A 25822-nucleotide genomic window follows, 5' to 3' on the forward strand; every position below is an offset into this window, starting at 1 on the left:
CTCGCCCTGGCGATGACCTTCGTCGGGACCAACGTCGGCATCGGCAAAACGATGGTCGCCGTCATGCCCGTGGCCGCCTTCGCGCTATGGCGCTTCGTCATCGCCATCGTCGCGCTCGCCCCACGCTATCGGCCGTCGGCCATGCGACGCGTCACGCGCCGCCAGTGGGGCCACCTCTTCGTGCAGACGTTCTTCGGCACGTTTCTCTTCACGTTACTGATCCTCTCGGGCGTGCGTATGACGACGGCCACCGCCGCCGGCGTCATCACGGCCACGCTGCCGGCGTGCGTCGCACTTCTGTCGTGGGCCGTGCTGCGCGAACACCCGTCGCGACGCACGCTGCTGAGCATCGCGCTGGCGATTGCCGGCGTGGCGCTGCTCAACGTTTCGCGCGGCGACGGCCATGGCGCGGCCGGCGCCACGGACGCCGCTGCCAGCGCATGGCTCGGCAACGCGCTCGTGCTCGGCGCCGTCGTCTGCGAAGCCATCTATGTGATCGTCTCGAAACGGCTCGCCGCCGAACTGCCCGCGATCGACATCTGTGCCTATACGCATCTGATCGGCGGGGCGCTGATGCTGCCCTTCGGGGTCGTCGGACTGATGGCCGTGGACTACTCGGCGCTCAGCGTCGGGCACTGGGCGCTCATCGTCTGGTACGGCCTCGCGGCGAGCGTCTTCTCGTTTTTCCTGTGGATGCGCGGGATTCGCCACGTCAGCGCGCAGCTCGCCGGGGTCTTTACGGCGATGGTGCCGGTGGCCGCCACCGCTTACGGCGTGATTTTTCTGGGGGAACGGCTGTCCGTCGCCCAGGGCGGCGCGCTGGCGCTCACCGTTGCGGGCATTGTGCTCGCGGCGCTTCCCGGCCGCTCCGCCGGCTCGCGAAAGACGCTATTGCCGGTGCGCGACTGAATCGAACGCGGTCGCGCCGCCAAGACGTTGTAAAATGCCGCCCATGCCGGATATCGCGACGCGCTATCCGTGCCCGGGTGCCTCGATGGCGCCCGGCTTCGTGGTTTCGTATTCCGTATTCGATTTGCGTAACTGATAACTACAGCCCGCGTCACGAGGCGCGGGTCAACGTATTTACCCCGTCAAAATAGCCATGTCGACTCCTGGCCGACCGCCTGCACCGACGCGTCCCATGCGTCCGCTCCCCCGCGTCATCTTCTTCAGCCGCTGGCTGCAACTGCCGCTGTACCTCGGGCTGATCGCCGCGCAAGGCGTCTACGTCTACAAGTTCCTCGTCGAACTGTTCCATCTGGTCACCCACGCTGCGACGTTCGACGAAACGCAGATCATGCTCGTCGTGCTCGGCCTGATCGACGTGGTGATGATCTCGAACCTGCTCATCATGGTGATCATCGGCGGTTACGAGACCTTCGTCTCCCGCCTCGGTGTCGAGGGCCATCCGGACGAACCGGAGTGGCTCGATCACGTGAACGCCGGCGTACTCAAGGTGAAGCTGTCGATGGCGCTCATCAGCATCTCGTCGATTCACCTGCTCAAGACGTTCATCGATGCGTCCCAGCAAACGCCGCACACGATCATGTGGCAAGTGATCATTCACTGTGCCTTCCTGCTTTCCGCCGTCGTCATGGCCTACGTCAACAAAATGACGAACGACAGCCATGCGCCCGCGTACGCGACCCCGCAGCAGTAGTCATTACAAATACCAGTCCCCACTAAGTCGAGAGCCGTTTCATGTCTACCGTCATTAAAGAAGACGACGTCATTCAGAGCGTCGCCGGTGCCCTGCAATACATCAGCTACTACCACCCGGACGATTACATCCAGGCACTGGGTCGCGCCTACGAGGCTGAAGAAAGCCCCGCCGCCCGCGACGCCATCGCCCAGATCCTGACCAACAGCCGTATGTGCGCCGAAGGCCGCCGTCCGCTGTGCCAGGACACCGGGATCGTGACGGTGTTCGTCAAGGTCGGCATGAACGTGCGCTGGGACGCCAAGCGCAGCCTCACCGACATGATCAACGAAGGCGTGCGTCAGGCTTACATGCACCCGGACAACGTGCTGCGCGCCTCGATCGTGGCGCCGCCGGAAGCCGGCCGCAAGAACACGAAGGACAACACGCCCGCCGTCATCCACTACGAAATCGTGGAAGGCGACAAGGTGGACATCACCGTCGCAGCCAAGGGCGGCGGCTCGGAGAACAAGTCGAAGTTCGTGATGCTCAACCCGTCCGACTCGATCGTCGACTGGGTCGTGAAGACGGTACCGACGATGGGTGCCGGCTGGTGCCCGCCCGGCATGCTCGGCATCGGTATCGGCGGCACGGCCGAAAAGGCGATGGTCCTCGCGAAGGAATCGCTCATGGACCCGATCGACATCCATGACGTGATCAAGCGCGGCCCGCAGAACTGGAACGAAGAGCTGCGTATCGAGCTGTTCGAGAAGGTCAACGCCCTCGGCATCGGCGCGCAAGGCCTCGGCGGTCTGGCCACCGTGCTCGACGTGAAGATCCTCGACTACCCGACGCACGCGGCGTCCAAGCCGGTCGCCATGATCCCGAACTGCGCGGCAACGCGTCACGCCCACTTCACGCTGGACGGCTCTGGCCCCTCGTTCCTCGCCGCCCCGTCGCTCGACGCCTGGCCGAACGTGCACTGGGCGCCGAACACGGAGACGAGCAAGCGCGTCGATCTGGACACGCTCACGCCGGAAGAAGTCGCCAGTTGGAAGCCGGGTCAGACCCTGCTGCTCTCGGGCAAGATGCTCACGGGTCGCGACGCCGCCCACAAGCGCATTGCCGACATGATCGCCAAGGGCGAGCCGCTGCCGGTGGACTTCAAGGGCCGTGCGATTTACTACGTCGGCCCGGTCGATCCGGTGCGCGACGAAGTCGTTGGCCCGGCAGGTCCGACCACGTCCACGCGTATGGACAAGTTCACCGACATGATGCTGTCCAAGACGGGGCTGGCCGTGATGATCGGCAAGTCGGAGCGCGGCCCGGCCGCCATCGAAGCCATCAAGAAGCACAAGGCTGCGTACCTGATGGCCGTCGGCGGCGCCGCCTACCTCGTGTCCAAGGCGATTCGTGCCGCGCGCGTGCTGGCCTTCGACGACCTCGGCATGGAAGCCATCTACGAGTTCGACGTCAAGGACATGCCGGTGACGGTGGCCGTCGATGCGACCGGCGTCTCGGTGCACCAGACCGGACCGAAGGAATGGCAGGCCAAGATCGGCAAGATCCCGGTCGCGGCGGAATAAGTCTCATCGGTATCCGTAGCGCACGCGTCTCACGCGTGCATGGGCCGACGGCTTCACGCCCTCGGCCCGCGAAGGAAAGCCCGGCTTGGTCCGGGCTTTTTTTCGTCTGGTGAATGTTGGACGATCGTCGATGCCTCGCGCAAAAATGTCATGCGACAAAGCGAGAATGGATCGCATTACCATTCGCACCTCGGTTCACGAAAAGCCTTGCAGGGCTTGGCTTTCCGAGCTTTTCAGGCTAATCTTCAACCGCTTGCAAATTGCATAAAACAGGGATCCGAAATGAAAGGCGACAAGAAAGTCCTCGAACTCCTCAACGCACAGCTCACCAACGAGCTGACGGCGATCAACCAGTACTTTCTGCACGCCCGCATGTACAACCATTGGGGCCTGACGAAACTCGGCAAGCATGAGTACGACGAGTCCATCGGCGAGATGAAGCACGCCGACAAGCTGATCGAACGCATCTTCATGCTCGACGGCCTGCCGAACCTGCAAGATCTGCACAAGCTGCTCATCGGTGAGAACACCGAAGAGATTCTGCAATGCGATCTGAAGCTCGAATACCTCTCGCAGAAGACCTGCAAGGAAGGCGTGGCCCACTGCGAAAGCGTGAGCGACTTCGTCTCCCGCGAGATCTTCAACGAGATCCTGCACGACACTGAAGAGCACATCGACTGGCTGGAAACGCAGATCGAACTCATCGGTAAGGTCGGTCTCCAGAATTACCAGCAGTCGGGCATGGCGTCGTTCGAAGAATAAGCCCGACACCCCGCAAAACCCAGATAAGAAAAGCGCGCCGCCGCACGGACATCGACTTCGGACGGCAGGCTTTGCGCTAGAATTTCGGGGCCGGCAACTTGCCGGCCCTTTTTCATTTGCCATGCCCTCCAACGCGCCGATTGGCGTTTTCGATTCCGGCCTCGGTGGCCTCTCGGTCTTGCAGGCCGTTCGTGCGCTGCTTCCGCACGAGTCGCTGATCTATGTCGCCGACTCCCGATACGCGCCCTATGGCGAACGCCCCGACGCGTTCATCGAGCAACGCAGCCTCGCGATCGGCCGATGGCTACGCGAGCGCGGCGCCAAGGCATTCGTCGTCGCTTGCAATACGGCCACAGCCCACGGCGTGGCCGCCCTGCGCGCCGACGATTCATGGCCGGTGGTCGGCGTCGAGCCGGGCATCAAGCCGGCGGCGGCCGTCTCTCGCAGCGGTGTGATCGGCGTGCTCGCCACGGCCGCCACACTGCGCAGTGCCCGCTTCGCGGATCTGCTGGCGCGTCACACCGCACAGGGACAGCGGTTTCTGTGTCAGCCCGGGCATGGGCTGGTCGAGCGTATCGAAGGCGGTGATGTCGATTCGCCCGAGGTCATCGCCCTGCTGGACAAGTACATCGCGCCGATGCTCGCGCAAGGCGCGGATACGCTGGTGCTCGGCTGTACCCACTACCCGTTCCTGATCACTACCATCGAGCGGCATTTCGGCACGGCACTCACGCTCGTCGACACCGGTGCAGCCATTGCGCGCCAGCTTCAACGACGGCTTGAGGTAGACGATCTGGCTACGCCCTCCGCATCCGGCGACGGCGGCAGTCTTCAGTTGTTCACGACGGCCAACGCGGGTGCCCTCCAGACGATGGCGGACCGCCTGATCCTCGACGCACCACGCGTGCAAACGATCGAGATCGATGCGACGACGGCACTGGCTGCCGGCGAGGTCGCCGATAAGTCGGCTCAAGCAACCCAACCCGTTCAGTCGAACCAGTCGGCACCGACAATCACACCCTAGGGCCTGCATGGGCCGCTCCCCCAACCGGCCCGCAAGCCCCATCCCGCCTGGCATTCGCCTCAAACCTTCCCATCATTTCCGCCTGACACCGTTGCCGTATATCCCTGTGCGTGCCATGGGATAGGTCGATGCCGCTTGCAAAAGACGTCGACTTAAATAATAATTATTCTCATTAGTGTTACATTTTGACGTTTTCATCATGATCGTCTGCGTATGTAAATCCGTTTCCGACCGTCAGATCAAGGCTTGTCTCGACGCCGGTGCCACCTCGATGGAAGATCTTCAGATCGACCTCGGCGTTGCGCTGTGCTGCGGCAAGTGCGGTCCGTATGTCCAGGAAATGGTGACCGGTGCCACGCCGTGCTGTGGCCGCTCGTGCGGTGGCTGCTGTCAGTCCGTGCGCGTCGAGACGACGACGGAAGTCGTGGTGGTGCGTCAGGAACTCGCGCTGGCGGCTTGATACGCTTTATCTGTTTCAGCGCTTGCAGTTCGACGACGAGACGTGTGCTCGTCCTGCATGACCGGTTTTGAACGATTTGGAATTTCACCAGCGTGGCAGTCATCCGGACGGCCACGGGGTAATGGAGCCAGCCAGGCGTTCCGCGACATTGCGGCGCCATGCGCCAGCCAGCGACGTTGTCACCCTGGAGGTGTCAGATGGAACTCCTGATTGGCTTTATTTCGACGTTATGTTTGTCGTTTTTCCTGTTTCGAAGGTGAGTTCGAGTACGGTTTCTGACTCACTGCGTTCGCCGACCGCGCCCCATGGCGCGGTTTTCCTTTGATCGTACGTCCGGCCTGTCCCGAACCCAGAGGCTTTGCGCACCGCGCTTCACTCACTGTTCACCGCCGCAATTTAGCGTACCCTAGCCGTTACCATGTCGACCGCCGTGTCCCCCGCCGTGACCTCACCTGGCCTTGCGCTCTCGCAATTCCGCGATCCGCTGACGTCGCCGCGCGCCATCGCGATTGCCGCTGCGATCGTCGTCGTTCACATTGCCGCTCTGGTCGGTCTGTCGCACCTGCGCAACGAGCCTGAGAAGGCAACGATCGAGCCGACGACCTTCACCGCGACGATCATTCCGCTCACGCCCGCCCCGACGCCGCCGCAGCCCGCGCCGCCTAAACCGCAGCCGGAACCGCCCAAGCCGAAGGTCGCGCCACCGCCGCCCAAGCCGCGCGAACAACCGAAGAACGCCATCACGCAGAAGGCCGAACCGGTCGCGCCGCCGCAACAAACGACGACCGAACCGGTGCAGCAAGCGGCGCCCACGCCGCCGGCTCCGCCCGCACCGGCCCCGGCACCCGCGCCGTCCGGCCCGATCGAAGGGCTGGCCGTGAAGTGCGACGAACCGCGTGTGGTCTACCCGACGCAGTCGCGCCGTGTGGACGAAGAAGGCACCGTCACGTTGCGTCTCGTGATCGACACCCGTGGGGTGGTCTCGAGCGCCAACGTCGTCAAATCGAGCGGTTTCCCCCGTCTCGATCAGGCAGCGCGCACCGCCGCACTGGCAATGCGTTGTGCCCCACCGATGCAGAATGGCCGCGCGGTCGAAGCCGCCGCGACCAAACCGTTTAACTTCAATCTGAACGATTAACGTAACGATCTACGAACTGGATCTTCCGAGGAACGAAAAATGCAAGAGTATGGTTTGAGCCACGTCTGGTCGCAGGGCGATTTCGTCACCCGCGCCATCGCGATCGTGTTGCTGGTGATGTCGGTGCTGTCCTGGACGGTCATTATCATCAAGGGCACGCAAGTCTTCCGCCTCTCCCGCCTCACGCGCACGGCCGAGCCGGACTTCTGGCACTCGGAGAATTTCTCTGCCGGCCTGCAAAAGCTCGGCGAGTCGGGTCAGAACAATCCGTTCCTCGCACTGGCGCTCGCCGGTCAGGACGCCGCCGAACATCACCGTCAGAGCCAGCCGCATCTGCACGACAAGATGGACGTGAGCGACTGGATCACGCGTGCCCTGAAGAACTCGGTGGACGATACGGTCTCGCGCCTGCAAAGCGGTCTCGCGATGCTCGCCTCGATCGGTTCGACCTCGCCGTTCGTCGGTCTGTTCGGTACGGTGTGGGGCATTTATCACGCCCTGCTCGCCATCGGCGCCTCGGGTCAGACGACCATCGACAAGGTGGCCGGCCCGGTGGGTGAAGCCCTGATCATGACGGCCTTCGGTCTGTTCGTCGCCATTCCGGCCGTGCTCGGCTTCAATGCCCTGACGCGCGCCAACAAGGGCATCGTCTCGAAGCTCAACCGCTTCGCACACAGCCTGCACGGTTACTTCCTGACGGGTGCCAGTGTGCACTCGACGCAGTTCACCAACAACGTCACGCCGGTGCGCAACAAGTCCACGTCGGCCAGCGCCAGCTAAGCCGCCGCGCAAGAGAAGGAGTTCGCTATGGCTATGGGTTCATACAGCAGCGACGACGGTGCCGATGACGCGATGATGAGCGAAATCAACATGACGCCGCTCGTCGACGTCATGCTGGTGCTGCTGATCATCTTCATCGTGACGCTGCCGGTGCTCAATCACGCGGTCAAGCTCGACCTGCCGCAGGCGAGCAGCCAGCCGGAAGACACCAAACCTGCCAAGGTCGATCTGTCGATCCAGGCAGACGGCAGTGTCTTCTGGGACAAGCAGCAGATCGATGACGACACGCTCAAGGCGCGTCTGGCACAGGCCGCCGACGCGCAGCCGCAACCGGAACTGCATCTGTTCGCCGACAAGAACGTGCGTTACGAGAGCGTCGCCAAGGTGCTTTCCGAGGCACAGACGGCAGGTGTCACCAAACTCGGCTTCGTGACCGAGCCGGCCAAGTAAGCCGGTAAATCCACGAATCGCAGAAGCTCGGGCGCGGTGCTGGTCACCGCGCTTTTTTTCGTCCCGCGTTTCTCATCGCTTTGGTCAAGCGTTCATCCTGCTTCTCATCCCACCTCTCATCCCGATTCTGCGCCTCCTTTCGCTTTTCCTCCGCAATTCCCCCGACTTCTCGTCGACTGTTCCATTCCGGTAACAATCCTTCCAGTGTTGCGGGCTACTCCCGGTGCCGTTCCCCCCGATATAGTGGGGACATGACAACGGATGCCGACACGCCGCAAGTCCTTGTGCGACGCGCATCCTCACAGGAGATTTCCCCATGAGCACCACCTACGCCCGTCCGGTCGCCCGTGTCTTCACGGCAGCGCAAACGCAGGAAGGCGCCGGTTTCTACGTCAACCGCCCGTTTCCGACGCGCATGATGATGGACTTCGATCCGTTCCTGCTGCTCGACGAGATGGGTCCGATGCAAGTGGCCCCCGGCGACGCCAAGGGCGCCCCCGACCATCCGCACCGCGGCTTCGAGACCGTCACCTATCTGCTCGCCGGTGAAATGGAACATCGTGACTCCCAGGGCCACGCAGGCAAGCTCACCCCGGGCGACGTGCAGTGGATGACGGCCGGTGCCGGCGTGATTCACTCGGAAATGCCCTCGCAGGCGTTTCAGCAACGCGGTGGCGAAATGCACGGCTTCCAGTTGTGGGTGAACCTGCCGAGCACGGACAAGATGATGACGCCGCGCTATCAGGAACTGCCCGCCGACGATATTCCGACGGCCACCAGCGACGACGGCAAGGTCTCCGTACGCGTGATCGCCGGTGAGGCGCTGGGTAAGCAGGCCGCCATCGAGACGCACACGCCGATCCTGTATCAGCACTTCACGCTGCAACCGCAGGCGTTGCTGGATCACCCGGTGCCTGCGGACTTCAACGTGTTCGCGTACGTGATCGATGGCGAAGGGCATTTCGGGGCCGAAGCTACCGCCGCCAAGGCACATCAGATGGTCGTGTTCGGCAACGAGGGCGAGGGCATCACCGTGCGTAACGACGGCGACACGCCGTTGTCGTTCCTGCTCATCGGCGGCAAGCCGATCGGCGAACCGGTGGCACGTTACGGCCCGTTCGTGATGAACACGGAGAGCGAGATTCGTCAGGCGATCCTCGACTTTCAGGCAGGACGCATGGGACACATCCCGGCCTCCGTCTCCCGGACCTGATCCGCAGGCACCGATCAGGTAACGCCTTCGGGGACACGCGAGTGGGCGATGGCCCGGCTCGCGCCATTCCCGCCGGCCCGGCGAAATTGGGTCACAATGACACTCAAAGCACGCAGAGTACGTTGTGGGCCGGTTTCGCCGGGCCGCCTCCATTGAGCCGCCGTCAGGACCTACAGGAGTCACCATGGCCGCAGAAGCAATTGTCACCGCCCACCTGGGCGCTGCCGGATACACCACCCATCTGTCGGACGGCAAGCATGAATGGATCGCCGACGAACCCGAATCACTCGGTGGCGGCGATCTCGGCCCGGCGCCGTCGGCACTGCTGCTGTCCAGTCTTGGCGCCTGTACGTCGATCACGCTGCATATGTACGCACGTCGCAAGGAATGGCCGCTCAAGGACGTGAAAGTGACACTCGCGATGAACCCGGACGGCAAACCGCCTGCCGGTACGACGCAAATCACGCGCAAGATCGAATTGGCCGGCGATTTGTCGGAGGAACAGCGTCAGCGCCTCTTGGAAATCGCCAATGCGTGCCCAATTCACAAGGTGTTGTCGGGCACCGTCGCCATCGAGAGTTCGCTGGTCGAGTAAACACCCGACGCCGCGCTGACGGATCGCTTGCAGCAGTCCCCGGCACGGCATGGCGCCACGGGGGAAATCATCGCGCTCACGCGTTGAAGTCTCGCCGTCGCGCGACTCGGCGTTATCCAAGGAATCAAGGGGAAATAGTCTTGCAGTACGAACACCTGATCGAGGTCAACGACCTCCTGAACCCGCTGACCCTCGCGCTCACGCGCGATCAACTATGGCGCGGCCTCGTGCTGCGCGCCGAACAGCCGGAGGCCTTCGTGCTGGGGCTCGACGAGTGCGTCATGCACGAGCGCACCGAGAACACCCTGAACCGCGAACTGCGTTTCGGTGAGACCGTCGTGCTCGATCGTGTCGTGTTCGACGCCCAGCAGGCGGTGCGCTACGAAACGGCAGCGACCGATGCCCACGCCGGCGGCACCCTTACGATGCGTATAGAAGAACCCAATCCGACGCATTACTTCGTACGATTCACGTACAGCACGACGTTGCCGGAAGACGCCGCGACCGCAGACACGCGCTACAGCGAGTTTGTGAAATCAGCCTATCGCGAAGCGGACATCGACACCGTCCGTCGTATTCGTGAACTCGCGGAGCAAGGCGCGCTGGGCTGATCCAGCGTTTGAGCGTCATTTGCCGGGCGGCCTTATCCGCCGTCCGGCAACGTGATTTAGACAGAAACTACCGAATCACAAATCACAATAGTCAAATTCAAATATAAATGGGAATGATTCTCATTTAAGATTCTTCTCACAGTCAGCCACACGGATGAGCGAGATGACCGCAAGCCACACCACTGCCCGCCAGACCACGCCTGCCACAGCACCGCGCCGCACCTTGTCGGTGTCGCGTTCGCAAGTGGCCAGCCCGGTGGCAGAAAAGCCGGCCAGCCCAACCAACGGTCGTGTGCTGACGAGCGATCACCTGCTGCAGGGCACGCAATGCGTGAACATCCTGCACAACGGACAGACCTACCAACTGCGCGCTACGCGCTACGGCAAGCTGATCCTGACGAAATAAGTTGTCGAGTTTGATGCAGTAAAGGATTTTGGCGGTGGCAAGACCACGACCTTGCCGCCACCTTCACCGAGTTTTGTGGGGACCACCTCGCCTAAGAGGTGTTTGGCAGTAGCCAGCGAACGCAACGCGATCCCATGTAGTTACGGCAAGCCCCTCTCTACCTGCGTTGCGCGCCAGCCAAGCCACTTTTTTTGTCCGTCCACTCGGGTTTCATTGATGTTCTCCTCGTGGCGCAACCTGCCAAGCCTCAGGTTGTGCCAGCCGGCCTGACAAGCCTTTAACCCGCTCGAAAGAGCGGGTTTTTCTTTTGGGCCGCGCCTGGCCGCTTTCACGCATTCGACGACCTAGTACGCATGAAAAAAGCATCGCCGGTTTTCACTGGCGATGCTTTTTTGTTCCTGCACGGCCCCGGCAATGTTAGCCCGAGCCGACTTACGCGATATCAGGCGCCGGTAACGGCAGCGATACCGGCACGTGCGATCTGCGCATCCTGCGCCGACTTCACGCCCGACACGCCTACGGCGCCGATGACGTTGCCGTCCACGACGATGGGCACGCCACCTTCGAGCATGGCGGTGTTCGGTGCGCTCAGGAACGCGTAACGACCACCGTTGATCATCTCTTCGAACGCACCGCTCTCGCGACGGGCGACAGCCGAGGTCTGCGCCTTGCCCAGCGACATCATGGCCGTGCTGGGGGCAGCGCCGTCCATGCGATGCAGCGACAGGGCGTGACCACCGTCGTCGACGACGGTGATGCACACGTTCCAGCCGTTCGAGGTGGCTTCTGCCACAGCGGCCGCGTTGATCTTCTGCACGTCTTCAACGGTCAGGACAGCTTTCGTCTTCATACGTCTCTCTCGTTTAGGGTTGGCAACTCAGGGGGCGTGCGATCACGCACGTCCCCAAAAAATCTAACGTTCCTACTTTCTTCCGCAAGCCGCCTACGATGCCGGGAATTCATGACGTTTTGCAGGCGGTAGCGCGATACGCTCAATGTCCTACGCCCAGTGCCATCCACTCACGCAGCGCGGCACGGGTGACGCGCAGGCCGTCGATGGTCGGCCACCAGCCGGACATGGCGTCGGCTTCGAGCACATTCGCATGGCAGCACGGTGCGGGTACCACCGTCAGCCCCGCTCGCTCGAACTGATCACGCGCCCGACGCATATGCCAGGCGCTCGTGACCAGATAGACGCGCGATACGCCGACGTTCGTCAACATACGCGCGCTGAAAATGGCGTTTTGCGCCGTGTTCAATGATTGTCCTTCGACCCATCGCACCGGTAAGCCGAACTCGTCCGACACCACCTGCGCCATGACGGGCCCCTCGGCTGCGCGACCGGTCGGGCTGCCGCCGGAGACAAGAATCGGCAACTGTGCGCGACGCGCCAGGAAGGCCCCGTAGCGCACACGGGCCAACGTGACGTCGCTGAGATCGACCCCGTTTTCGCGACCGAACTCCGATGCGCCGACACTCATGCCGCCCCCCAGGATCACCACCGCCTGCGGCAACGTCGTCGCCGCACCGGGCGCCTGGCGTGCGGCGTCGAGCGTGTTCGGGTCGACGGGTGTTCCGACTTCGAGGGGCTGGGAAAGCTTCTGTGCAACCCACGGCATCGCCTGTACCCACAAGGCCAGCACGGCGATCACCGACAAGGTCTTGCCTATGCGTGGAAAGCGTCGCCAGAAAACGAACGCAAGCCCCGCAAGCACCAGCACGTTGGCCGGTGGCAGAAACACGCTGACGAGGAGATTGCGGGCGAGCCAGTCGAAAGGCATCCGGCCAGTGTACTGGACTGGATCGCAGAGCGCACCCTTTCTCTATAGATCGCTCCCATGCGATAGCACTCACGGCATGCGTCGTGGGAATTCGGAGACGCGGATAGGTTTCGACAGGTAAATGCCAATGCAAAACGCCCGTGCACAGGCACGGGCGTCGATGGCGGCCGACATACGTCGGCCGGGGTTTGCGGCGCTCAGGCCAACAGGCTGCGCAGCATCCACGCGTTCTTTTCGTGCAGTTGCATGCGTTGCGTGAGCAGGTCGGCAGTCGGCTCGTCCGAGGCGGCATCGACGATCGGGAAGATACCGCGCGCGGTACGCGTCACGGCTTCCTGCCCTTCGACCAGCTGACGAATCATCTCTTCGGCCGCGGGCACGCCCTCGGCTTCGGGAATCGACGACAGCTTCGCGAACTCCTTGTAAGTACCCGGCGCCGGATAGCCCAGCGCGCGAATACGCTCAGCGATCTGATCCACGGCCAGCGCAAGTTCGTTGTACTGGCCTTCGAACATCAGATGCAACGTGTTGAACATCGGGCCGGTCACGTTCCAGTGGAAGTTGTGCGTCTTCAGGTACAGCGTGTAAGTGTCCGCCAGCAGATGGCTCAATCCCTCGACGATACGCTTGCGATCCTTGTCGCTGATGCCAATGTTCACGCTCGCCACGTTGGCTGCCTGGTTTTTCTTTGCCATGATTTGACTCCGTTTGCTGTGCCGTCTGTCGAAAAATCCGAAGACGCGCTGAAATGAAATTGCCGATTGTGCGATGCCCGGCGAGCACCGCGCGAGTCTATCGGCGCCGTATGGGCTGCGTGTGACACTGAACCACGTCGCACGCACATGGGATGGGATAGTGTGGACGCCACAATGTTCCGCGCGGCCGATCTCCGTACTTTCCTCAAGACGTTCGTCGACGCATTCCGGTTACACTTCGCCCATGCCGCTCACACCGGCCCCGCGCTGCCAGCGCGTGTGCGCCGTCACATGATTCGCGCCAGGTTTGCGCTTACCGCCCTTCGATGCGTTCCTTGCCCTCGATGCCTTCCTTGCCTTCGATTCCCCCAGGTCGCGCCGGAACATCGCGTGCGAGCGAGAAATCCCACGACACCGACGCGCACGACGGCCACGCCCGTTCGCCCGCGCTGCCCCGCCAGCTTCTGGTGACGCCCGATGTCGCCTCGCGCACCCAGATCGCTGCGTTCGCCTCGCAACTCGCTCAGGCACTCGCGCGGGGCACCCGCCTCGTTCAGTTGCGTAATCGCTCGCTCGATGCGGACGGCTATCGCGCGCTGGCCGAAAGCGCGTTGGCCCTGACACACGCAGCGGGAGCGCAGCTCATCCTGAATCCGCCGCACGATGTCGCCGACCGGTGGCTCGCACCGACCAACAGCACCATCGCCGATACCGTGCCGAAAGCTGACGGCTGGCATCTGACCAGCGAACGTCTGATGGCCTGCGAGGCGCGCCCTGGTGGCTGGAAAATCGTCAGCGCCGCCTGTCACGACGCCGCGCAACTCGCGCAAGCGACGCGCCTCGGACTCGACTTCGTCACGCTCTCGCCGGTGCTCGCCACCGCCACGCACCCCGATGCCACACCGCTCGGCTGGCCGGCATTCACCATGCTCGCCGCGCAAACCTCGCTGCCGGTGTTTGCGCTCGGCGGCATGCGTGCCGAGACGCTGAGTAGCGCACGCAACGCCGGAGCCTACGGCATCGCCGCGATCCGCGCTTTCTGGCCGGCGGGCTGAGCGTACCTACATCTCTTCGCTCCCCGCGACACAAGCACCCGCGCGGGGACGGCATTCGCCGCCCCCGCTGACCTGCCTTTCCTGCACCTGCCAGCACATTCCGCCGTCAGTCCGGCAGTCATGCCGTCAGCGCCTGCGTCTGCGAGGCCTTACTTCGCCAGCGCCTTGCGTGCGGCGATCACGCCTTGCGCATACGCCGGATCGATCTTCGCGAAGTGACCGATCTGACGCTCGGCAACGTCATCGGGCACGCCGTTCATCGACGCTGCGATGTTGCCGAACAAACGCGCCTTTTGCGCATCGTCGAACAACCGGAAGAGCGCACGCGGCTGCGAGTAGTAGTCTGCGTCTTCACGGTGGTCGAAGCGATCGGCCACCGCACCCACGGCTTGCTGCGGGTCGCGATACTCCGGTTGCTCGGCGAATGCACCGTAGCGGTTCGGCTCGTAGTTCGGCGTGCTGCCGAGATTGCCGTCCACGCGCATCGCACCGTCGCGATGGAAGCTGTTGTGGAACGGGCACTTCGGCGCGTTGACCGGAATGGCGCTGTGATTCACGCCAAGGCGATAACGCTGCGTATCGCCGTACGAGAACAGACGCCCCTGCAACAGACGATCCGGCGAGAAGCCGATACCCGGCACGACGTTGCCCGGATTGAACGCGGCCTGCTCGACATCCGCGAAGTAGTTCTCCGGGTTACGGTTCAACTCCAGCACGCCCACGTCGATCAGCGGGTAGTCCGCATGCGGCCACACCTTCGTGATGTCGAAAGGATTGAAGCGATAGCTCGCGGCATCCGCCTCCGGCATGACCTGCACCTGCATGCGCCAGCGCGGGAAGTTGCCGGCTTCGATCGATTCGAACAGATCGCGCTGATGGCTTTCGCGATCATTGGCGACGATCTCTGCCGCCTCGGCGTTCGTCACGTTCTCCACACCCTGCATCGACTTGAAGTGGAACTTCACCCAGAAGCGTTCGTTCGCCGCGTTGATGAAGCTGAACGTATGCGAGCCGAAACCGTGCTGCTGGCGATAGTTCTTCGGCAAGCCGCGATCGCTCATGAGGATGGTGACCTGATGCAGCGATTCCGGCGAACGCGACCAGAAATCCCATGCAGCGGTCGGGCTGCGCATGTTGGTCTTCGGATCACGCTTTTGCGTGTGGATGAAGTCCGGGAACTTGAGCGGATCACGAATGAAGAACACCGGCGTGTTGTTGCCCACGAGATCCCAGTTGCCTTCATCGGTGTAGAACTTCAGGGCGAAGCCGCGCACATCGCGCTCGGCATCGGCCGCACCGCGCTCACCGGCCACCGTCGAGAAGCGCAGGAACACCGGCGTTTCCTTACCGACGGCCTCGAACACGCGGGCGCGGGAGTATTTCGTAATGTCATGCGTAATGGTCAGCTTGCCGAATGCCCCCGAGCCCTTCGCGTGCACGCGACGCTCCGGAATCACTTCCCGGTCGAAGTGGGCAAGCTTTTCAATCAGCCACATGTCTTGCAGCAGTGCCGGGCCACGCGGGCCGGCCGTCAAGGTGTTCTGGTTGTCGGTGACCGGCGCACCGGCGGCAGTCGTAAGTTTCTTCGTATCGGACATGTGACGCTCTCCTGTTTCCTGGTTCCTGATCGGGCGATCGCTTGCGACTTGTGAGGTCAGGCACCCATCAGGGCGAACTCGGCAAGTACGTGTTCCAGCGTGGTTTCGATGTCGTGCAAATAGGCCTTGAGTTGGGTCATTGCGGGCACCTTTGAATGCGTCTTTTGTTGGGGGACTGCTCGGTGGTCGGCGGCTTGCGCCCCTTGATGGGTCGGGTGCCGAGCGCATGTTCCTAGATTAATTATTTATATTAAAATGGTCGAATTAATCGTTTTTATATATGTCATAGGCAAAAACAATACGCCGCGGCACAAGGCTGCGGCGTATGGCTCAAACGGGAGACTTCGGCGATGTGGTCGGCGATGTGGGCCGGGACGATCCGGCCACCAACGATCCTTCGATCAGTGATCGATCAGTTGGACGTCGCCGGCAGATCGAGCGGAATCACACCCGGCAGATCGCATCGGGCAATGGCTTGCGCCACCGCGTCGATGGCCGGCAAACGCGTGAAGCTCTTGCGCCACGCCAGCACGACCCGACGGTCGGGGACCGGCGCCGAGAACGGCACGTAGCTCAGCAGACTGTCCGGCGATTGCGTTTCGGGCACCGACGTCTTCGGCAACACGGTAATACCCACGCCGCTCGCGACCATATGGCGAATCGTCTCCAGCGAGGAGCCTTCGAACGTCTTCTGAATGCCGTCGGCGTTCTGCGAGAAACGCATCAGCTCGGGACACACACCGAGCACGTGGTCACGGAAGCAGTGCCCGCTGCCGAGCAGCAGCATCGTCTCCTGCTTGAGATCGCCCGCGTCGATCTGCGGACGGCCGGCCCAGGGGTGCGAGCGCGGCAACGCCACGACGAACGGCTCGTCGTAGAGCGGACGCACCATCAGCCCGCTCTCGGGGAACGGCAACGCCATGATGGCCGCGTCGATCTCGCCCTGCTTGAGCAATTCGATGAGCTTGAGCGTGTAGTTCTCTTGCAGCATCAGCGGCATCTGGGGCGTGGTCTCGATCATCTGCTTGACGAGCGCCGGCAGCAGATACGGCCCGATGGTGTAGATCACGCCCAGACGTAGGGGCCCGGCGAGCGGGTCACGCCCCTGCTTGGCGATTTCCTTGATGGCGATGGTCTGTTCGAGCACACGCTGCGCCTGGGCCACGATCTGCTCGCCGAGCGGCGTCACGCTCACTTCGGCGGCGCCACGCTCGAAAATCTGTACGTTCAGCTCGTCTTCGAGCTTCTTGATAGCCACCGAGAGCGTCGGCTGGCTGACGAAACAGGCTTCCGCCGCGCGACCGAAATGGCGTTCACGCGCCACCGCCACGATGTACTTGAGTTCCGTGAGGGTCATGTCGTCCTAACCTGTGTAAATTAATCGAACAACCGCAATCGATAGATTTTGTTTTTTATAGCACAATCGGACGGCAAATGCCCGTTTTCACCGATTTCGGGCGACGCCCATCGCGTCACACGCCGCCTTCGGCTACCGCCTGCCGTCACCCTCCCGCCCCGCCGCTGCGGTCGATGTCGTCAATACCGACGCCGCGAGGATCATGCGTGCTTCAAACCGTCATCAAGCTTTCAGATAGTCTTCACGCGCCCCGAGCCAGCGCTCCAGATGCGCGGCCACAGCACCGGGATGCGATTTAAGCAGCACCTCCGCCGCCTCCTGCGCGCCCGGAATCAGCCACGCGTCTTCGTTCAGATCGACGAAGCGCAGCATGGCCGCCCCCGACTGACGCGCCCCGAGGAACTCCCCGGGGCCACGAATTTCCAGATCGCGCCGGGCAATGACGAAACCGTCGGTCGTCTCGCGCATGGTCTGCAAGCGCGCCTTCGCGCCCATCGACAGCGGCGACGCGTACATCAGCAGACAGACCGACTCCGCAGACCCGCGACCGACGCGCCCGCGCAACTGGTGCAACTGCGCGAGGCCGAACCGCTCGGCGTGCTCGATCACCATCAACGACGCGTTAGGCACATCCACACCGACTTCGATGACGGTCGTAGCCACCAGCAAGTGCGTGTCGCCGCGCGTGAAATCCTCCATCACGGCAGCCTTCTCGGCAGGCGAGAGGCGTCCATGCACCAGACCGACACGTAACTCCGGCAGCGCCGCCACCAGTTGCGCATGCGTGTCGACGGCGGTCTGCAATTGCAGCGCCTCGCTCTCCTCGATCAACGGGCACACCCAGTACACCTGTCGCCCGGCGAGCGCCGCCGCGCGCACGCGGTCGATCACCTCCGGACGCCGTGTGTCGCTGATCAGCTTCGTCACGACAGGGCTGCGGCCCGGCGGCAATTCGTCGATGACGGAGACGTCGAGATCGGCGTAGTACGTCATGGCCAGCGTGCGCGGAATCGGCGTCGCGCTCATCATCAACTGATGCGGCATGGCGTTCGGGCCCATGCCCGCCGTCTGCATCTTGCTGCGCAGCGCGAGACGTTGCGCCACGCCGAAGCGATGTTGTTCGTCGACGACGGCCATGCCCAGACGCGCGAACGTCACCGTGTCCTGAATGATGGCGTGCGTGCCGATCACGAGCTGCGCTTCGCCGCTGGCCACACGGGCCAGCGCTTCGCGCTTTTCCTTCGCCTTCATGCTGCCGGCGAGCCACGCGACCTCCACGCCCAGCGGTGTAAGCCACGCCGAGAGTTTGCGCAGATGCTGCTCCGCGAGGATTTCCGTGGGCGCCATGATGGCGGCCTGAAATCCCGCATCGATGGCTTGCGCGGCGGCGAGCGCCGCGATGATCGTCTTGCCGCTGCCAACGTCCCCTTGCAGCAGACGCTGCATCGGATGCGCCTCGGTCAGATCGGCGCGAATCTCGGCCCAGACACGCTGCTGCGCGCCCGTCAGCCGAAAAGGCAGCGCGGCTTCGAAGCGTTCTAGCAAGCCTCCCGGCACCTGCTTGCCGAGGGCCGGGGCGGACAGACGACGACGCGCCGCCTGCGCCCGTTTGAGCGACAACTGCTGGGCGAGCAATTCTTCGCATTTGATACGCAGCCACGCGGGATGCGAACGCTCCATGAGCGCCGTCTCCGAGACGTTTGGCGGTGGCGCATGCAGCAGGCGGACCGCGTCGGCGAGCGCGGGGAGCGGATGATCGGGACCGATGGCGTCTTGCAGCAAACCCGGCGGCAGAAGCTCGGGCAGCGGCGTGCGATCCATCGCGTTGTGAATCGCCTTTCGCAGATAGGCCTGCGACAGACCGGCCGCGCTCGGATACACCGGCGTCAGGGATTCAGGCAGCGGCGCAGCGGCGTCCTGCACGACCCGATAGGCGGGGTGCACCATCTCCAGCCCGAAGAAGCCGCCGCGGACTTCGCCACGCACGCGCACGCGGGTGCCGATGGCAAGCTGCTTTTGCTGACTGCCGTAGAAATTCAGAAACCGCAGGACCAGTTCGTGGCCTTCGTCGGCGATACGCACGACCCACTGGCGGCGCGGACGGTAGGCCACGTCACTCGCCGTCACCACGCCTTCGACCTGCGCGAGTTCGCTCGGCAGCACTTCGCCGATCTTGCGTAGCGTGGTCTCGTCCTCGTAGCGCATCGGCAGATGCAGGATCAGATCGATGTCGCGCTTGAGCCCGAGCTTGGCGAGCTTGTCAGCACTGCCGGCGGCTTTTTTCGCGGCGGGCTTGGCGTCCTTCTCCTTCTTGGCGGGCTTGCCCGGCTTTTCGGACTTTTCAGCCTTCGTGCCCGACGGTTTGGTGCCGTGCTTCGCGCTTTTGTCTGCGGGACGCGAGGCGGCGTCCGCTGGCGGACTTGCAGCGTCGGCAAGATCCACGAGGTCGGCGGAGGCGTCGTCAGGCGCGGTGGCGGGCATTCTGCGTTCGGTCATGCAGTCGCGAGTCGGGGGCGTCGGAAGCGTTGATGCCTGGTTTGCCGGTCTGGCCATCGAGGGATCACATCGCGATCCGGCGGGCTATCGGGCGAACCAAGTAAAATGTCGGTTTCAGGGTCTGGACAGACCTTAGCATTGTAAACGCTGATGTATACCCTTTCCGATTTCGATTTCGACCTGCCGCCCGAACTGATCGCGCAGACCGCGCTCACCGAGCGCACCGCCAGCCGCCTGCTGGAGGTCGACGGCAGCGTCACGCCGCCCCATCTGTACGATCGTCGCTTCGCAGATCTGCCCGCGATGCTCGCCCCCGGCGATCTGCTCGTATTCAACGACACCCGCGTCATCAAGGCACGCCTGTTCGGCCACAAGGCGAGCGGCGGCAAGATCGAGGTGCTCGTCGAGCGCGTGATCGACGCGCGCACCGCGCTCGCCCAGATCCGCGCCAGCAAGAGCCCGCCGCCCGGCACCACGCTGCGTCTGGCAGATGCCTTCGACGTGACCGTCGGCGAGCGCGTCGATCAGTTCTATACGCTGCACTTCCCGGACGACTGCTACACGCTGCTCGAGACCTACGGGCGTCTGCCGCTGCCGCCGTACATCGAACACGATGCCGACGCCGCCGACGAGACCCGCTACCAGACCGTCTACGCCCGTAACCCGGGCGCCGTGGCCGCCCCGACGGCCGGACTGCACTTCGACGACAGCCTCTTTGCCCAACTCGACGCGCTCGGCGTACAACGTGCCACGCTCACGCTGCACGTCGGCGCAGGCACGTTCCAGCCGGTGCGCGTGGATAACATCGGCGAGCACAAGATGCACTCGGAGTGGTACGAAATCACGCCGTCACTGGTCGACGCCATCGCCGCCACGCGCGCGCGCGGCGGACGGGTGATCGCCGTGGGCACGACCTCGATGCGCGCCCTGGAGTCCGGCGCGCAGGCCACGCGTGCCGCCGGCGGCGAGCCGGGCACGCTGCGCCCCGGCAGTGCCGAGACGGACATCTTCATCACGCCGGGCTATCGCTTCCAGCTCGTCGATCGTCTGATCACGAACTTCCATCTGCCGAAGTCGACGCTGCTCATGCTCGTCTCCGCGTTTTCGGGCATGGAGACGATCCGCGCGGCGTATCGTCACGCCATCGAACAGCGCTACCGCTTCTTCAGCTACGGCGATGCGATGATCCTGTCGCGCGTCGAAATTCAGGACGCCCCGAAGGCCGCGGCCTGAATCCGTACGGCCGTGGGATCCACGGCCGTGTGACCAAGTACAATACCGCCTTGGCCGCGCATGGGGCGCGGGCCACCTTTTTACGTCCCGAGCGGGCGCCGGCTTGTTTTGCCGGTGGTGCCGGGGCGCACGACACATGCTCAAGTTCGAACTCATCACCACCGACGGGCAAGCCCGCCGGGGGCGCGTCACGCTCAACCACGGCGTGGTCGAGACGCCCATCTTCATGCCCGTGGGCACCTACGGCTCGGTCAAGGCGATGTCGCCGGTCGAACTGGTCGAGAACAACGCCCAGATCATCCTCGGCAATACCTTCCACCTGTGGCTGCGCCCGGGTCTGGAGACGATTGCCGCGCATGGCGGCCTGCATCGTTTCATGGGCTGGGATCGTCCGATTCTCACGGATTCGGGCGGTTTTCAGGTGTTCAGCCTCGGCGATCTGCGCAAAATCAGCGAAGAAGGCGTGAAGTTCGCGTCGCCGGTGAACGGCGACCGCCTGTTCCTCTCGCCGGAAATCTCGATGCAGATCCAGCGCGTGCTCAATTCGGACATCGTCATGCAGTTCGACGAATGCACGCCTTACGAGATCGACGGCCGTCCGGCCACGGAATCGGAAGCAGGCCAGTCGATGCGCATGTCGCTGCGCTGGGCCAAGCGCTCCATCGACGAATTCAACCGCCTCGAGAACCCGAACGCGCTGTTCGGCATCGTTCAAGGCGGCATGTACGAACATTTGCGCGACGAATCACTTGCCGGGCTCTCTGAGCTGGACTTCCACGGTTACGCCATCGGCGGGCTGTCGGTCGGCGAGCCGAAGGAAGACATGATGCGCGTGCTGGAGCACGTGGCGCCGCGTCTGCCCGCGAACAAGCCGCATTACCTGATGGGCGTGGGCACGCCGGAGGATCTCGTGGCCGGTGTGGCCGCCGGCGTCGACATGTTCGACTGCGTGATGCCCACGCGCAACGCCCGCAACGGCTGGCTGTTCACGCGCTTCGGCGATCTGAAGATCCGCAACGCCTCGCACAAGAGCGATACGCGCCCGCTGGACGAAACTTGCGGCTGTTACACCTGTCGAAACTTCTCGCGCGCCTATCTGCACCACTTGCAGCGAGCCGGGGAGATTCTGGGCGCGCGGCTCAACACCATCCATAACCTGCATTACTATCTCACGCTGATGCAGGAAATCCGGGATGCCATCGAAGCGCACCAGTTCGACGCGTTCGTCGCCAGGTTCAAGGCCGATCGCTCGCGTGGCGTGCAGTGACGGCCGGGGTCCGAGGACAATCGACTCGGGCACCGAATCCCCCGGGAACGGGGTCGGGCAGTGGTAAAATGCCGGGCTTGGATCCTGCATCCTCGCACCGAAACACACGCCGCGCGTGTCCGGAAGACCGGCACACGCGGCTTTTACACGTCTTACATAAGGAGAACCGAACGTGCTGATTTCCGAAGCGTACGCTCAGACGGCAGGCGCCGCCAGCCCGACCAGCAGCCTGATGAGCTTCCTGCCGCTCGTGCTGATGTTCGTGGTGCTGTACTTCATCATGATCCGTCCGCAGATGAAGCGTCAGAAAGAGACCCGCAACATGCTGGCCGCACTGACCAAGGGCGACGAAGTCGTGACCTCGGGTGGTCTGGCCGGTCGTATCTCGAAGGTCGGTGAGACCTTCGTGACCGTTGAAATCGCCGACAACGTCGAGATCAATGTGCAGAAGGGCGCAATCACCACGTTGCTGCCGAAGGGCACCATCAAGGCGCTCTGATCCTTCGCACAACCGCTTGCGGCCGCCCTTACCGGCGGCCGCAGTGCATGGCGACACCGGTCCACACGTCGGTGTCGCCCTGCAAGACGGTCTGAAGCACGGTTTGCCACGAGGCATCACCCTAGCCCGCTGCTATGAATCGCTATCCTCTCTGGAAATACATCGTCATTCTGGTGGCTCTTGCCATCGGGGTGCTCTACACGCTGCCGAACCTGTTCGGTGAAACGCCGGCGGTACAGATTTCCAGCGTCAAGGCGACCGTCAAGGTCGATCCCTCGACGCTTTCGCGCGCAGAAGACGCGCTCAAGGCACAGAACATCGCCTACAACGGCGCGGTGTTCGACAGCACGGGCAACAACCCGAGCGTGCGGATTCGCTTCGCGGACACCGACACGCAGCTGCGCGCCAAGGACCTGCTCCAGTCGACGCTGAACACCGACGCGACCGACCCGACCTTCGTCGTGGCGCTCAACCTGTTGTCGGCCTCGCCGGAATGGCTCTCGAAGATCCACGCGCTGCCGATGTATCTCGGCCTCGACCTGCGCGGCGGTGTGCACTTCCTGCTGCAAGTCGACATGGCCGGTGCGATCACCAAGCGTCTGGACGCGGCAGCCGCCGACGCCCGCACGCTGCTGCGTGACAAGAACATCCGCCACAACGGCGTGACGCGCACGGACAACGGCATCGAAGCCGCCTTCAGCACGCAAGCGGACGCCGAGCGCGCACGCGGCGCGCTGAGCGACGGCCTGCCCGACCTCGCCTACACGACGCAAGCCGGCGCGAACGGCACGTTCAAGGTCGTGGGTGCGTTCACCGAAGCCGCACGCCGTGCGGTGCAGGACAACGCCGTCAAGCAGAACATCGTCACGCTGCATAACCGGGTGAACGAACTCGGCGTGGCCGAACCGGTGATTCAGCAGGAAGGTCCGGACCGCATCGTGGTGCAGTTGCCCGGCGTGCAGGACACCGCCAAGGCCAAGGACATCATCGGCCGCACGGCAACGCTCGAAGCGCGTCTGGCCGATCCGGACGCCCCGCGTCTGATCACAGCGGAAACGCCGGTCCCGCCGCAGGACGAACTGTTCCTGCATGGCAACGGTGCGCCGGTCATGCTCAAGCGTCAGGTGATCTTCAGCGGCGACCGCATCACCAGCGCGTCCGCAGGTTTCGACGACCACCAGCAACCGTCTGTGAACATCAAGCTCGACGCCGCAGGCGGGCGCGTGCTGCGCGACGTCTCGCGCGACAACATCGGCAAGCCGATGGCGATCGTGCTGTTTGAGAAGGGCAAGGGCGAAGTGCTGACGGTGGCGAACATCCGCAGCGAACTGGGCCAGAGCTTCCAGATCACCGGCATGGGTTCGGCACAGGGCGCAAACGATCTGGCGCTGCTGCTGCGCGCCGGTTCGCTCGCCGCACCGATGGAAATCATCGAAGAACGTACGATCGGCCCGAGCCTCGGTGCCGATAACGTGCAAAAGGGTGTGGACTCGGTGTTGTACGGCCTGATCGCCATCGCCGTGTTCATGATGGCGTACTACATGCTGTTCGGTGTGTTCTCGGTCATCGCACTGCTGTTCAACCTGCTGCTGCTCGTGGCCGTACTCTCGATGATGCAGGCCACGCTCACGCTGCCGGGTATCGCCGCTATCGCGCTCACGCTCGGTATGGCCATCGACGCCAACGTGCTGATCAACGAACGTATCCGCGAAGAACTGCGGGCGGGCGCATCGGCCCAGAAGGCGATTTCGCTGGGCTTCGAACATGCATGGGCGACGATTCTGGACTCGAACGTGACCACGCTCATCGCCGGTCTGGCGCTGCTGGCCTTCGGTTCGGGCCCGGTGCGCGCGTTTGCCGTGGTGCACTGCCTGGGTATCCTGACCTCGATGTTCTCCGCCGTGTTCTTCTCGCGCGGTCTGGTCAACCTGTGGTACGGCGGCCGTCGCAAGCTCAAGTCGCTGGCGATCGGTCAGGTCTGGCGCCCGGACGGTGCGACGAACGCACCCGACGCAGGCGAGCAATAACCGCAGGCGCGAGAGGAAACAGTCATGGAATTTTTCCGCATCAAGAAAGACGTGCCGTTCATGCGGCACGCCCTGATCTTCAACGTGATCTCGGCGCTCACCTTCGTGGCGGCGGTGTTCTTCCTGCTCACGCGGGGCCTGCACCTGTCGATCGAGTTCACCGGCGGCACGGTCATGGAAGTGGCCTACACGCAGGCGGCCGATCTCGAGAAGATTCGTGGTGAAGTCGGCAAGCTGGGGTATCGCGACGTGCAGGTGCAGAGCTTCGGCACCTCGCGCGACGTCATGATCCGCCTGCCGATCCAGAACGGTTCGGACGGCAAGCAGGTCACCAGCGCGCAGCAAAGCGACGCCGTGATGACCGCGCTCAAGGCCGACGCCCCCGACGTGTCGCTGCGTCGCGTGGAATTCGTCGGCCCGCAGATCGGGCACGAACTCTTCACCGACGGTCTGCTGGCCCTGACCTTCGTGGTCGTGGGCATCATCATCTATCTGTCGTTCCGCTTCGAATGGAAGTTCGCCGTGGCCGGCGTGATCGCCAACTTGCACGACGTGGTGATCATTCTCGGCTTCTTCGCCTACTTCCAGTGGGAGTTCTCGCTGGCGGTGCTGGCGGGCGTGCTCGCGGTGCTGGGCTACTCGGTGAACGAATCGGTCGTTATCTTCGACCGGATTCGCGAGACCTTCCGCAAGATGCGCAAGGCGACGGTGCAGGAAGTCATCGATCACGCGATTACGACGACGATGTCGCGCACCATCATCACCCACGCCAGTACGGAAATGATGGTGCTGTCGATGTTCTTCTTCGGCGGCCAGACGCTGCACTACTTCGCACTGGCACTGACCGTGGGTATTCTGTTCGGTATCTACTCGTCGGTGTTCGTGGCTGCGGCGCTTGCGATGTGGTTCGGCGTGAAGCGCGAAGACCTCATCAAGCACAACGGCAAGGATGGCGAAGAGGGTGTCGATCGCAACGACCCCAACTTCGGTGCACGTGTCTGACGTATTCGTCTGACCGGAGCGACGCGCAATTTCGGCGTGTCATCCGAAAAACCGCCGGCATGTCCGGCGGTTTTTTTTCGTCTTACGGGTCGTGCTCAGGCGTAGGCGGCGACGCCAGAAACAAGCACTTCGACGTCATGCATCTTCA

25 protein-coding genes are annotated in these 25822 nt (G+C 63.3%); 19 read left to right on the forward strand and 6 right to left on the reverse strand.

Going from position 1 to position 25822, the window contains the following annotated elements:
- Window positions 1–6 precede the first annotated feature (6 nt).
- From A9762_RS07450 to hemP, 13 genes are all read left to right on the forward strand, one after another.
- Window positions 7–909, forward strand: a complete 903-nt coding sequence (locus tag A9762_RS07450; RefSeq protein WP_256388774.1) for a DMT family transporter — start codon at window positions 7–9, stop codon at window positions 907–909.
- A 193-nt stretch (window positions 910–1102) separates the two neighbouring features.
- Window positions 1103–1660 (forward strand): TIGR00645 family protein, encoded by a 558-nt coding sequence (locus tag A9762_RS07455; RefSeq protein WP_083253718.1) that lies wholly within the window; start codon window positions 1103–1105, stop codon window positions 1658–1660.
- 41 nt (window positions 1661–1701) lie between these two features.
- Window positions 1702–3225 (forward strand): fumarate hydratase, encoded by a 1524-nt coding sequence (locus A9762_RS07460; RefSeq protein ID WP_069341402.1) that lies wholly within the window; start codon window positions 1702–1704, stop codon window positions 3223–3225.
- Between the two features lie 282 nt (window positions 3226–3507).
- Window positions 3508–3987 carry a bacterioferritin gene (bfr, locus tag A9762_RS07465; protein WP_069341403.1) on the forward strand — a complete coding sequence of 160 codons (480 nt, stop codon included), beginning with the start codon at window positions 3508–3510 and terminating at the stop codon, window positions 3985–3987.
- Between the two features lie 121 nt (window positions 3988–4108).
- Window positions 4109–5011: a glutamate racemase gene (murI, locus tag A9762_RS07470; RefSeq protein WP_083253719.1), complete on the forward strand. Its 903-nt coding sequence runs from the start codon at window positions 4109–4111 to the stop codon at window positions 5009–5011.
- Between the two features lie 199 nt (window positions 5012–5210).
- On the forward strand, window positions 5211–5471 hold the full coding sequence (locus A9762_RS07475) for a bacterioferritin-associated ferredoxin (RefSeq protein WP_069341404.1): 261 nt from the start codon (window positions 5211–5213) through the stop codon (window positions 5469–5471).
- A gap of 418 nt (window positions 5472–5889) precedes the next feature.
- Entirely contained in the window at window positions 5890–6609 is a 720-nt protein-coding gene (locus A9762_RS07480; protein ID WP_083253720.1) for an energy transducer TonB, read from the forward strand.
- A 39-nt stretch (window positions 6610–6648) separates the two neighbouring features.
- A complete protein-coding gene (locus A9762_RS07485; RefSeq protein WP_069341405.1) occupies window positions 6649–7389 on the forward strand; it encodes a MotA/TolQ/ExbB proton channel family protein in 741 nt (246 codons plus the stop codon).
- A 27-nt stretch (window positions 7390–7416) separates the two neighbouring features.
- A complete protein-coding gene (locus tag A9762_RS07490; protein ID WP_069341406.1) occupies window positions 7417–7839 on the forward strand; it encodes a biopolymer transporter ExbD in 423 nt (140 codons plus the stop codon).
- Between the two features lie 316 nt (window positions 7840–8155).
- The gene (locus A9762_RS07495) at window positions 8156–9052 is read left to right on the forward strand and encodes a pirin family protein (RefSeq protein ID WP_069341407.1); all 897 of its coding nucleotides are present in this window, start codon (window positions 8156–8158) and stop codon (window positions 9050–9052) included.
- 184 nt (window positions 9053–9236) lie between these two features.
- Complete coding sequence (locus A9762_RS07500; protein ID WP_069341408.1) at window positions 9237–9647, forward strand: OsmC family protein; 411 nt, start codon at window positions 9237–9239, stop codon at window positions 9645–9647.
- Window positions 9648–9787: 140 nt separating this feature from the next.
- Entirely contained in the window at window positions 9788–10258 is a 471-nt protein-coding gene (locus tag A9762_RS07505; protein WP_069341409.1) for an SRPBCC family protein, read from the forward strand.
- 163 nt (window positions 10259–10421) lie between these two features.
- Window positions 10422–10664 (forward strand): hemin uptake protein HemP, encoded by a 243-nt coding sequence (hemP, locus tag A9762_RS07510; protein ID WP_371442579.1) that lies wholly within the window; start codon window positions 10422–10424, stop codon window positions 10662–10664.
- A gap of 442 nt (window positions 10665–11106) precedes the next feature.
- Here hemP and A9762_RS07515 read toward each other — a convergent pair whose 3' ends face one another.
- The 3 genes from A9762_RS07515 to A9762_RS07525 form a co-directional block, all read right to left on the reverse strand.
- Complete coding sequence (locus tag A9762_RS07515) at window positions 11107–11514, reverse strand: heme-binding protein (RefSeq protein WP_069341411.1); 408 nt, start codon at window positions 11512–11514, stop codon at window positions 11107–11109.
- A 142-nt stretch (window positions 11515–11656) separates the two neighbouring features.
- Window positions 11657–12445, reverse strand: a complete 789-nt coding sequence (locus A9762_RS07520) for a YdcF family protein (protein WP_069341412.1) — start codon at window positions 12443–12445, stop codon at window positions 11657–11659.
- 197 nt (window positions 12446–12642) lie between these two features.
- A complete protein-coding gene (locus A9762_RS07525) occupies window positions 12643–13140 on the reverse strand; it encodes a Dps family protein (protein WP_069341413.1) in 498 nt (165 codons plus the stop codon).
- A 449-nt stretch (window positions 13141–13589) separates the two neighbouring features.
- On the opposite strand from A9762_RS07525, the gene A9762_RS07530 reads away from it, so the two are divergent.
- Window positions 13590–14195 (forward strand): thiamine phosphate synthase, encoded by a 606-nt coding sequence (locus A9762_RS07530; protein WP_069341452.1) that lies wholly within the window; start codon window positions 13590–13592, stop codon window positions 14193–14195.
- A 149-nt stretch (window positions 14196–14344) separates the two neighbouring features.
- Here the strand turns inward: A9762_RS07530 and A9762_RS07535 are convergent, their stop codons facing one another.
- The 3 genes from A9762_RS07535 to recG all read right to left on the reverse strand — a co-directional run bounded on the left by A9762_RS07535 (window position 14345) and on the right by recG (window position 19646).
- A complete protein-coding gene (locus A9762_RS07535; protein ID WP_069341414.1) occupies window positions 14345–15793 on the reverse strand; it encodes a catalase in 1449 nt (482 codons plus the stop codon).
- A 412-nt stretch (window positions 15794–16205) separates the two neighbouring features.
- Window positions 16206–17150: a LysR substrate-binding domain-containing protein gene (locus A9762_RS07540; protein ID WP_069341415.1), complete on the reverse strand. Its 945-nt coding sequence runs from the start codon at window positions 17148–17150 to the stop codon at window positions 16206–16208.
- Between the two features lie 222 nt (window positions 17151–17372).
- Window positions 17373–19646: an ATP-dependent DNA helicase RecG gene (gene recG, locus A9762_RS07545; RefSeq protein ID WP_069341416.1), complete on the reverse strand. Its 2274-nt coding sequence runs from the start codon at window positions 19644–19646 to the stop codon at window positions 17373–17375.
- Window positions 19647–19796: 150 nt separating this feature from the next.
- Between recG and queA the strand changes: the two genes are divergently transcribed.
- From queA to secF, 5 genes are all read left to right on the forward strand, one after another.
- On the forward strand, window positions 19797–20879 hold the full coding sequence (queA, locus tag A9762_RS07550) for a tRNA preQ1(34) S-adenosylmethionine ribosyltransferase-isomerase QueA (protein ID WP_069341417.1): 1083 nt from the start codon (window positions 19797–19799) through the stop codon (window positions 20877–20879).
- Window positions 20880–21015: 136 nt separating this feature from the next.
- Window positions 21016–22146: a tRNA guanosine(34) transglycosylase Tgt gene (gene tgt / locus A9762_RS07555; RefSeq protein WP_069341418.1), complete on the forward strand. Its 1131-nt coding sequence runs from the start codon at window positions 21016–21018 to the stop codon at window positions 22144–22146.
- A gap of 232 nt (window positions 22147–22378) precedes the next feature.
- Window positions 22379–22645: a preprotein translocase subunit YajC gene (gene yajC, locus A9762_RS07560; RefSeq protein ID WP_240493473.1), complete on the forward strand. Its 267-nt coding sequence runs from the start codon at window positions 22379–22381 to the stop codon at window positions 22643–22645.
- Window positions 22646–22779: 134 nt separating this feature from the next.
- On the forward strand, window positions 22780–24672 hold the full coding sequence (gene secD / locus A9762_RS07565; RefSeq protein WP_069341420.1) for a protein translocase subunit SecD: 1893 nt from the start codon (window positions 22780–22782) through the stop codon (window positions 24670–24672).
- Between the two features lie 24 nt (window positions 24673–24696).
- Window positions 24697–25674, forward strand: coding sequence for a protein translocase subunit SecF (gene secF / locus A9762_RS07570; RefSeq protein WP_069341421.1), 978 nt, complete (start codon window positions 24697–24699; stop codon window positions 25672–25674).
- Window positions 25675–25822 lie beyond the last annotated feature (148 nt).

The sequence above is a fragment of the Pandoraea sp. ISTKB genome (assembly GCF_001721285.1).
Lineage (GTDB): Bacteria > Pseudomonadota > Gammaproteobacteria > Burkholderiales > Burkholderiaceae > Pandoraea > Pandoraea capi.